Raw genomic sequence first — 9,729 nt, 5'->3', positions numbered from 1 at the left:
GGGGACGACGGTGCCCGTCGCCCCCGCGTCCGCCCCGGTGCCGCTCGCGGCCCCGCCTGCCGCTCCGGCCACGCTTGCCGCCCCGGCCCCGATCGCCGAGGGCGACCCCGCCACGGGCAGCGCGCCTGCCCGCAGGACGAGGCCGGACGGACCCACGACGACGAGGCCGCCCAGGACCCCCACCAGCGCGCCCACGACGACGCCGAGACCCACGACGACGCCCACCACCTCGGCCGCCCCGACCAGCGCACCCACGACCACGTCGCAGGCACCCACCACGGTGCCCACCACCACGCCCACCAAGGTCCCGACCGGCGAGCACCCGGCCGCGGCACCGGCGATGGCGCGCTGACGACGGACCGCGGGTCCACCCGGCCGGTCCACCCCCACGGCGGCCGACGAGCGATCCGTGTCGTCACCGGCCATGAGCACCCGGTGGACGGCTGCGGACCGGTCGTGACGCTCTCGAGCCTGATGCACCGGATCGGCCGCATCCACCTCGACGACCTCGGCACCGAGCACCGCCGCCACGAGCGCTGGACCGTGTCCGGGCAGGCGAAACTCGCGAACCTGATGTTCGCCTACGAGCTCCCGAGGCCGGTCGGGTCACGGGCGCCTCGCACGACCGTGACGTGCAGCGGAAGCTCTGGGAGCGCTCGGAGGAGCTCACCGGCGTGCGCTTCGACGTGGCCCGGCCAACGGCCACATGAGGTGTGGTGTCGGGTCTTCGACTACTCCCAGTAGGCTCCGGGCTTCTCAGCGCCGAGTCTCCAGCATGATCGATGCTTGTGACGGCAACCGGTGAAGGGCAGGGGGTGGACGGCGGTGGATGACGACGGCGCGCACGGCCGCCGGCGCGATGCTCCCCCGCAGCAGCCGTGGCCCCGCCGGGCCGAGCGCGAACGGCCGGAGCCGGTCCTGCGCTCGCCACCGCCGCACTGGGACACCGTGGACGACCCCACCCGCCCCGTCCCGCCACGGCGGCGCCCGGGCGTGGAGCAGCAACGGGCTCCCGACCGCCGGGCACCGGAGGCGCTCGCCCCCGAGCGGGGCGGCCCGGGGCACAGGTCGGAGGCGCGCGACCCCGAACCGCGCCGTCCCGAACCCCACCGTCCTGAACCGCGCCGCGGACCGGCGCCTGCGCCCAGCGGGAGGGCCGGCACCCCGGTCGCCCGTCCGCCCCGTGACGAGCCGCCGACGCGCCCCGTCCCGCGCACCCCGTCCGCCACACCCGGCGCGGACGCACCGCAGCGCAAGCCCACCACGAAGGCGGCCGCGATGGCCGCCCCGGCGAGCACCACCCGCGTCCCGCCCACGCCGGACGCGCCGCCCGTGCCTCGCAGCAGCATCACCCGCGACGCCACCCGTCGCTCCGCCGCCGGCTCGGCCGCCCGCTCGGCCCAGCGCCGGTGGCCGCGCAACATGGGGCAGGCCCTGCTGGCCACGCTCGCGGCCACAGTCGTCCCGGGCACCGGCCATCTCATGCTGCGGCGCAGGCGCACCGGCGGGCTGATCCTCGCGGTGTTCCTGCTGACGTGCGTCTCGCTCGCGATGGTGGGCCTCACCGCGGGCCGGTCGACCCTGCTCGAGAACGCGCTGTCCTCGCGCGTGCTCGCGGTCGCCATCGCCGGGCTGCTCGTCGCGGCGCTGGCGTGGATCGCCGTCATCGTGCGCACCTACGTGATCGCCCGCCCGCGCGGCGGCGGCATCGCCCGTCAGGGTCTGGGTGCGCTCGTGGTCACGGCCCTGTGCATGACCGTCGCCGCGCCGTTCGGGTTCGCGGCCAACCTGGCCAACTCCCAGCGGTCCCTGCTCGACAGCCTGTTCACCGGCGGCGGCGGCACGTCCGTGGCCGAGGCGATCAGCAAGCCACGCCTCAACGTCCTGCTCGTCGGCAGCGACGCGGGGCCGGACCGCACGGGCGCGCGCACGGACACGATGATGATGGCCAGCATCGACACGAGGACGGCCCGCACCACGCTGTTCGCGCTGCCGCGCAACATCGGCTACGCCCAGTTCCCGCCGGGCTCACCGATGGCGGAGCAGTTCCCCAAGGGCTTCCACGACGCCGACAACCCGCTCTCGGGCAACTACCTGCTCAACGCCGTCTACGCGTGGGGTCTCGACCACCCTGCCGAGGCGCCCACCACCCCGACGAACAACCCGGGCCTCAACCTCCTGCACCAGACCGTGGCCTACATGCTCGGCGTGCAGCTCGACTACTACGTCGAGGTCAACATGGCGGGCTTCGCCTCGATCATCGACGCGGTGGGCGGCGTCACCATCGACGTCGGCCCGGTGCCACTGCCGATCGGCGGCGTCCTGCCCAACGGCCAGCACGTCAAGCCCGACGGCTACGTACCCGCCGGCGTCCAGCACCTGGACGGCAACCAGGCCCTGTGGTTCGCGCGGTCCCGTCGCGACTCCGACGACTACTCCCGCATGGGCCGCCAGCGCTGCCTGCTGCAGACGATCCTCAAGGAGAAGAGCCCCACCGACGTCCTCACGCACTTCCAGGACATCGCGGCGGCCACGACCAACTCCGTGGCCACCAACATCCCCCAGGAGGTGCTCCCCCAGCTCGTGACGCTGGCCGGGCAGAAGTCGGTGCAGCTCGACAGCATCTCGTTCGACCCGAACCTTCCAGACCCGTCGGAGAACGACGGCAGGTTCAACACGAGCCACGTCGACGTCGGCTACATGCGCGAGGTGGTCCAGACCGCCTTCGCCGCGCCCCCACCGGCCGCCCCCACGGCGGCCCCGGCCCCGGCGAGCGCGCCGACCACCGCCCCGCAGGCGAGCAACGGCAGCAGTGCCACCACCACACCGTCCAGCACGGCCCCCGAGTCGCTCGCGGCGAGCTGCGGGTAGGGGTCAGGACACCCCGCCCGGACGCCAGCGGTACTCGGTCTGCGGGCGGCCGGTGCTCCCGTAGCGGGCGTGCCGCACGGCGAGGCCGGTGTCCACGAGGTACTCGAGGTAGCGGCGTGCGGTGACCCGGGAGGCGCCGAGGACGTCGGCCACCTCCAGCGCTGTGGCGCCGGCGCCGGGCCCGGCCTCCCGCAGCGCCTGCGTCGCGGCATCGAGGGACTCGCGGCTGATGCCCTTGGGCAGGCCCCCGCCATCCACCGGGCCGCGCAGGGCCTCGAAGAGGCCGTCGACGTCGTCCTGGGCGAGGACGGCGTCGGTGGGCTCGCGGTAGGTCAGGTAGCCCTCGAGCTTGGTGCGCACGGCGCTGAACGTGAACGGTTTGACGAGGTACTGCGTGGCCCCGAAGGCGATGGCCGCGCGCACGACGGCGAGATCGCGCGCCCGCGTCACCATGATGACGTCGGTGGTGTGGCCCGCGGCCCGCATCCGGCGCAGCACCTCGAGCCCGTTCGTGTCGGGCAGGTGGACGTCGAGGAGCACGAGGTCCACCTCGGTGGAGGTCAGCAGGCGCAGCGCGGCGGCGCCCGTCGCGGCGCTGCCCACGACCTCGAACCCCCGCACCCGCTCCACGTAGGCGACGTGCGCCGCGGCGGCCACGGGGTCGTCCTCGACGACGAGCGTGCGGATCACACGCGGGCCCGCTCGGGCACGGGCAGCCGCACGACGAACACCGCGCCGCCGCCGGCCTGCGACGGAGCCACGTCCACATGGCCGCCGTTGCGGTGGACGGCGCGGCGCACCAACGCGAGCCCCAGCCCGCGCCCCAGCGCCCCGCCGGCCGGCTTCGTGCTCCAGCCCCGGGTGAAGGCCTCCTCGGCCGTGCCCGGGTCGAGGCCGGGGCCGCTGTCGGCCACGCGCAGCACGACCTCGTCGGCGGCCGGACGGGCGCCGAGCCGCACCCAGCGCGGCTCCGGGCCCTCGAGCGCGGCGTCGATCGCGTTGTCGAGCAGGTTGCCGACGACCGTGACGAGGTCGTGGGCGTCGGCGAGGCCGTCGGGCAGCAGCATGCCCTCGTCGAGCGAGAGCGTCACGCCCTGCTCCGCGGCCACCGCCGCCTTCCCGACGACGAGGGCGGCGACCTCCGGCACGGCCACGGCGGCCAGCACGGCGTCGGTGAGGTGCTGCGCCACCTCCAGCTCGGCCGTGGCGTACTCCAGCGCCTCGTCGGCGCGTCCGAGCTCGATCAGCGACACCACGGTGTGCAGCTGGTTGGCCGCCTCGTGGGCCTGCGCGTGCAGCGAGTCGGCGAAGCCGCGGATCGTCTCCAGCTCGCTCACCAGCGCCCGCAGCTCGGTGTGGTCGCGCAGGGTCACGACCGTGCCGAGCCGGCGTCCGTCCCACCGGGCGGCGGCCTGGTTCACCACCACGATCCGGTCGGCGGTCAGGTGGATCTCGTCGGCACGCGGCTCGCCGCCCGCGAGAGCCGCGCCCAGAGCGGCCGGCAGCCCGAGCTCGTCCACCGGACGGCCCTGGACGTCGTCGGGGAGGCGGAGCAGCCGCCGCGCCTCGTCGTTGACGAGCTGCACCCGGCCGTCGCGGTCGAGCAGCAGCAGGCCCTCGCGGACGGCGTGCAGCACCGCGTCGTAGTACTCGTACATGCGCGAGAGCTCCGCGGGCCCCAGATCGTGCGTGGTGCGCCGCAGCCAGCGGGTGACGAGCCAGGAACCGGCCGCGGCCAGCAGCAGCGCGGCGACCGCGCCGCCGAGGATGTACGGCACCTGCTGGGCCAGGTCGCGCGACACGGCCGTGACGGTGCGGCCCACCGACACCAGCGCCACCACCCGGCCGCCGTCCATCACGGGGACGACGGCCCGCACCGAGGGCCCCAGTGTGCCGGTGTAGGTCTCGGTGTAGTCGGTCTGCCCGCGCACCGCGGGAGCGATCCTGCCCTGGAACGTGCGGCCGATCTGGGAGACGGTCGGATGCGTGTAGCGGATGCCGGCGGTGGTCATCACGACGACGAAGTCGGTGGCCGTATCAGCACGGACCCGCTCGGCGAGCGGCTGCAGCCGCGCCGACGGGTTCGGGTCGCGCAGAGCGGACAGGACGTCCGGGTCGACGGCCAGCGTGTGCGCGACGGCGAGCATCTCGCGGCCCGTGGCGTCCCGGTTCACGTCACCGAACTGCAGGTACGCGGCACCGGCGACACCGGCCAGCACGACCGCCACCACCGCCGCCTGCAGCGCGAACAGCTGCCGGGCCAGGCTCCACCTGCTCACGCCCTCCACCGCCTCATCGCGCTCCACCGTACGAAATGAACGAAAGGGTGATGACGCGCACATACTGCCGCACGCTCACGGCAACCATCGGCCCAACGGAGGACCCGTGTCAGCGACAACGACAGCGCACCCGCCCGCGAAGCGCGACCACACCCACTTCCTGTACCTCGCCGTGATCGCGGCCGTGTTCCTCGGCATCGTCGTCGGCCTGGTGTTCCCGGACTTCGGCGCCGCGCTCAAGCCGCTGGGCACGGCGTTCGTCAGCCTGATCAAGATGATGATCTCGCCGATCATCTTCTGCACGATCGTGCTGGGGATCGGCTCGATCCGCCAGGCGGCGAAGGTCGGCAAGGTCGGCGGCCTGGCGCTGGGGTACTTCCTGGTCATGTCCACCGCGGCGCTCGCGATCGGGCTCGTGGTCGGCAACATCGTGCAGCCGGGCGCCGGGCTCCACCTGACGACCCTCAAGCCCTACACCGCGCCGGCGACGGAGGGCACGGGCGACTTCCTGCTCGGGATCATCCCCACCACGCTCTACTCGCCGCTGGTGAACGACAGCGTGCTCTCGACGCTGTTCGTCGCGCTGCTCGTCGGGTTCGCGGTGCAGGCGCTCGGCAGGAACGGCGAGCCGATCCTGCGCGGGGTCAAGCACCTCGAGCGGCTCGTGTTCCGCGTGCTGTCGATGATCATGTGGGTGGCTCCCATCGGCGCGTTCGGCGCCATCGCGGCGGTCGTCGGCGAGACCGGGTGGGCCGCGCTCGGCGCGCTGCTGCAGGTGATGCTGGGCTTCTACGTCACCTGCGCGATCTTCGTCTTCGCCGTCCTGGGCCTGATCCTGCGCGTCTTCACCGGGCTGAACATCTTCTCGCTGCTGCGCTACCTGGGCCGCGAGTTCCTGCTCATCGTCTCGACGTCGTCGTCGGAGTCGGCGCTGCCCCGGTTGATCGCCAAGATGGAGCACGTCGGGGTGTCGCGTCCGGTCGTCGGCATCACGGTGCCCACCGGCTACTCGTTCAACCTCGACGGCACGGCGATCTACCTGACGATGGCCTCGCTCTTCGTCGCCGACGCCCTGGGCAAGCCGCTGGCCCTGGGCGAGCAGATCTCCCTGCTGCTGTTCATGATCATCGCGTCGAAGGGCGCGGCGGGCGTCTCCGGTGCCGGCCTGGCGACCCTGGCGGGCGGGCTGGCCTCGCACCGCCCCGACCTCGTCGACGGCGTCGGCATCATCGTCGGCATCGACCGCTTCATGTCCGAGGCCCGCGCCGTCACCAACTTCGCCGGCAACGCCGTGGCCACCGTGGTGATCGGCAACTGGGTCGGCGAGTTCGACCGCGCGAAGGCCGACCGCGTGCTGTCGGGCCAGGATCCCTTCGACGAGGCGACGATGCTGGACGACGACGAGTCCCACGAACCCCCGGCGGCGGCGACCCCGGTGCTGGAGAAGCCGGTGGCGGGAGCACAGGCCTGACCCCGGCGCGACGACCGGCACCCTCGTCGGAACCTGTGCGACGAGGGTGCCGTTCGTCGTCCCTGCGCATAGGGTTCCGCTCGTGACGCCGGGGATCCAGGAGCTCATGCGCCAGGTCGAGGGCATCCGGGACTCCTACCGGCGCCACGTGCTCGCCGGCGACCTCGACGCCGCCGTCGCCCTGACCGCACCCGAGGTGTCGGTGCTGCGGCTGCCCGCCCGGACGGGCGCCACCGGCCAGGACGCGCTGCGCCGCCATCTCTCCGACGACGTGACCGGGCGCCTGCCCGCCGACCTGGCGCTTTCCCGGCTCTCGCGTACCACTGACCGCTTCCGCGTCGTCGACGAGGAACGCGTGTCGTTCACGCACGACCGCGAGCTCCCGTGGCTGCTCCCCGGTGCAGCGTCGACGGGTCGGTCGGCCGAGGTCGTCGTGATCACCGTCGTCACGGTGCGGCAGGCGCGGATCACCGCCGTGCGCGCCCTCTGGGACCAGACGGGCCTGCTCGCGCAGCTCGACCTGCCCGCGGACGCCGTGCGGCCCGGGGCGGCCGTCGGGGGCGCGGTGGAGGGGCCCGCCAGCTGGTGGTGACCAGCACCTCCAGCCGCACGCGATGGCCCGTACGGAAGGTGTGCCGGCAGCGTGACCACCGTGGCCCGCGGGTCGGCGAACGCGGCCCCGACGTGCCCCAGGAGCGCCGGCCTCTTCGCGTCGGGCAGATCGAGCCGCCGCACCTCCTCCACGGCGTGCCCGAGGCCGTGGAGGGCCAGGAGCCCGAGCCCGGACAGCCCGCCGGGGGGCGTGGTGGCACGCATGTCGGTGGCGCCGGTCACCGCGACGGCCGCGCGCAGTGCGGTGGCGGGCCGCGACGGCCTGGACCGTCGTCACCGCGTGGTGCGACGAGCCGTAGACCCCGACGCGGCCTTCGCACCACGGCTGCGCCGCCCGCCCACTCCACGGCGCCGTACCCGTCGTCCTGCTCCTGGTGGAACAAGTCCGTCTTCCCCCGGACCCGAACCGCCCCCGGACATCCTGCACAACCACCGCGTAGCCCTGCCGTGCGAGCCGCACCGGATCGGCCGCGATGGCGCTGACCAGCGTCGGATCGGTGCGGTCGTAGGGCGTGCGGTGCAGCGGCGCGGGATGCGACCACCCCCGCAAGGGCGGTACACGTCACGGACGAGAGCCACTGCGTCGCGCGTCGTCATCGAGGCTCCGACGTCCACCGCCAGACCGGTCACCCGGGCAGATCGCCACGCAAACCGGGGGTCGCCCGCGTGCCGCGCGGAGGTTCTGACACGCTTGGCGTGAAGATGACCTGCGTGAACACCCGTCCCGGGTGGACGCACGGAGAGGAGAACGACGACATGGCACTGCCTACGCTCACCCCGGAGCAGCGCGCCGACGCCCTGAAGAAGGCCGCCGCCGCCCGCACCGCCCGCAAGGAGCTCCGCGACGCGATCGCGGCCGGCAAGGAGACGATCCCGGCCGTTCTCGACCGCGCCAAGTCCGACCAGATCGTCGGCAAGACGAAGGTCGCCGACCTGCTCAAGAGCCTCCCCGGTTACGGCCCCGCCAAGGTCTCGGCGCTGCTGGAGCAGACCGGCATCGACGCCTCCCGCCGCGCCGCCGGCCTCGGCGACCGCCAGCGCCAGGCGCTGCTCGACGCCCTGAAGTAGGTCGTTCCCCACCGCCCGGCCCCGACGTCCCACCCGGGGCCGGGCCGGGCGGGGGCACCGTGCACCCTGATCGGGTGGAACGCCTCGTCGACGTCGCGCCCGGTGTCCGGCTCTGGGCCGAGGACGTCGCCGGGCCGGGTGAGCCCCTGCTGCTCGTGATGGATGCCGACGCGTCCGGCCGGTACTGGCCCGACGCCCTGGTGGCCCGGCTGGCCGAGCGCCATCACGTGATCCTCTACGACCACCGCGACACCGGCCGCTCCACCTGGGCGTTCGACGACCAGCCCTACTCGGTGGGCGACCTCGCCGTCGACGCGGTGATGGTGCTCGACGCGTTCGCGGTGTCCCGCGCGCACGTCGTCGGCACGGGGATGGGCGGCGAGATCGCCCAGCTGCTGCTCCTCGACCACCCCGACCGCCTTCTCTCCGCCACGGTGCTCGGCTCGACCGTGCTCGGCGGGAACACCGCACTGCCCGGTCCCGATCCGGCACTGGTGCGCATGTGGGCCGAGGTCGACGACCCCCGCGACGACCGTGCCGAGCTGGCCTGGCGCGTGACCCACCGCGAGCTGCTCTGCGGCCCGGGCGTCCCGTTCGACCTGCTCGCCGCCCGCGCCCTGGAGCAGCGGGTGATCGACCACACCGGCCACCACCTGCCGCCGTCGGCGCACGTCCACGCCGAGCGCACCGGCCCCGAGCGTGCCGCGGAGCTGGCCACCGTCGCGATCCCGACACTGGTGGTCGAGGCCCCCGACGACCCCGTCCTCCCACCGCCGCACGCCGAGCACCTGGCCCGCGCGATCCCGGGCGCCCGTCTGGTCCGCGTCCCGGGGATGGGCCACGCGATCACACCCGACCTCGCCGCGCCACTGGCGGCCACCGTCCTGGACCACACGACCGCAGCTCGCGGGGTGGGTCAGCGCGTGGCCCAGCGGGAACGGTGTTCCGGGCGCCAGGTGCCGTAGCGCACGGCGTGCAGGCGCTCGCCGCGGTCGCGGTCGGGCACGTCGTCAGCGGCATGACCGGCAGGCCGCCGCTGGTGTTCCTGGCGCCGGTCGCGGCGTCGCCGGCCGTGGAACGGAGCGCCGGACTACTTCGCCGTGACGGTGCTGGCGTTCATCGCCGTCTCGGTGCTCGGACGCCCGCGGGTGCGCGGGCTCGGGGCCCTGGCGATCGGGCTCGGGTTCCCGTTCGGCGGGGTCCCGGCCGGCGGCGCGGAGATCCCCGCGTTCCTGTCGTACGTGCTGGAGCGGCGACCGTCGCGGAGGAAAGCTGCGCCGAGCCCTGCGGGTTGCGGACGGTGACTGGAGCACATTCGTGTCGACGCCACTGTCCGTCGTGGTCCACTGAATTGCGGAGAAGGTGTTCTGAAACGGGCCGTGCCCCGTTCCGGCAACGAATCCGGAACGGGGCACGGGCGCGCGCACC

Annotated in this window: 7 protein-coding genes and 3 pseudogenes; 6 read left to right on the top strand and 4 right to left on the bottom strand. The window is 74.1% G+C overall.

Annotated elements, in window-relative coordinates:
- Positions 1-531 (bottom strand): annotated as a pseudogene (locus tag JWR81_RS12700) (hypothetical protein); the annotation flags it as partial.
- Positions 532-825: 294 nt separating this feature from the next.
- Here JWR81_RS12700 and JWR81_RS12695 point away from each other — a divergent pair.
- Positions 826-2,871: an LCP family protein gene (locus tag JWR81_RS12695; RefSeq protein WP_297650880.1), complete on the top strand. Its 2,046-nt coding sequence runs from the start codon at positions 826-828 to the stop codon at positions 2,869-2,871.
- 3 nt (positions 2,872-2,874) lie between these two features.
- Here the strand turns inward: JWR81_RS12695 and JWR81_RS12690 are convergent, their stop codons facing one another.
- Together JWR81_RS12690 and JWR81_RS12685 are read right to left on the bottom strand one after the other, a co-directional pair.
- Entirely contained in the window at positions 2,875-3,561 is a 687-nt protein-coding gene (locus JWR81_RS12690; protein WP_297650878.1) for a response regulator, read from the bottom strand.
- The gene (locus JWR81_RS12685) at positions 3,558-5,150 is read right to left on the bottom strand and encodes an ATP-binding protein (RefSeq protein WP_297650876.1); all 1,593 of its coding nucleotides are present in this window, start codon (positions 5,148-5,150) and stop codon (positions 3,558-3,560) included. Before JWR81_RS12685 ends, JWR81_RS12690 begins: the two co-directional genes overlap by 4 nt.
- Before the next feature lie 106 nt (positions 5,151-5,256).
- On the opposite strand from JWR81_RS12685, the gene JWR81_RS12680 reads away from it, so the two are divergent.
- Entirely contained in the window at positions 5,257-6,621 is a 1,365-nt protein-coding gene (locus JWR81_RS12680; protein ID WP_297650870.1) for a cation:dicarboxylase symporter family transporter, read from the top strand.
- 82 nt (positions 6,622-6,703) lie between these two features.
- Complete coding sequence (locus JWR81_RS12675; RefSeq protein WP_297650868.1) at positions 6,704-7,213, top strand: nuclear transport factor 2 family protein; 510 nt, start codon at positions 6,704-6,706, stop codon at positions 7,211-7,213.
- 270 nt (positions 7,214-7,483) lie between these two features.
- Here JWR81_RS12675 and JWR81_RS34345 read toward each other — a convergent pair.
- Positions 7,484-7,783, bottom strand: a pseudogene (locus JWR81_RS34345) (CocE/NonD family hydrolase); the annotation flags it as partial.
- Between the two features lie 206 nt (positions 7,784-7,989).
- On the opposite strand from JWR81_RS34345, the gene mihF reads away from it, so the two are divergent.
- From mihF to JWR81_RS12660, 3 genes and pseudogenes are all read left to right on the top strand, one after another.
- Positions 7,990-8,301 (top strand): integration host factor, actinobacterial type, encoded by a 312-nt coding sequence (mihF, locus tag JWR81_RS12670; RefSeq protein ID WP_297650866.1) that lies wholly within the window; start codon positions 7,990-7,992, stop codon positions 8,299-8,301.
- A 74-nt stretch (positions 8,302-8,375) separates the two neighbouring features.
- A complete protein-coding gene (locus JWR81_RS12665; protein WP_297650864.1) occupies positions 8,376-9,266 on the top strand; it encodes an alpha/beta hydrolase in 891 nt (296 codons plus the stop codon).
- A gap of 11 nt (positions 9,267-9,277) precedes the next feature.
- Positions 9,278-9,572: pseudogene (locus tag JWR81_RS12660) on the top strand (tripartite tricarboxylate transporter permease); the annotation flags it as partial.
- Positions 9,573-9,729 lie beyond the last annotated feature (157 nt).

The sequence above is a fragment of the Pseudonocardia sp. genome (genome assembly GCF_025965585.1).
Classification (GTDB): domain Bacteria; phylum Actinomycetota; class Actinomycetes; order Mycobacteriales; family Pseudonocardiaceae; genus Pseudonocardia.
The sequence above is the reverse complement of the archived record's forward strand: the minus strand, read 5'-3'. Positions and strand labels throughout refer to the sequence as shown.

Excerpts from the sequence above, each read along its gene's own strand:
- mihF (WP_297650866.1), top strand. The coding sequence starts at position 7,990 with ATGGCACTGCCTACGCTCACCCCGGAGCAGCGCGCCGACGCCCTGAAG.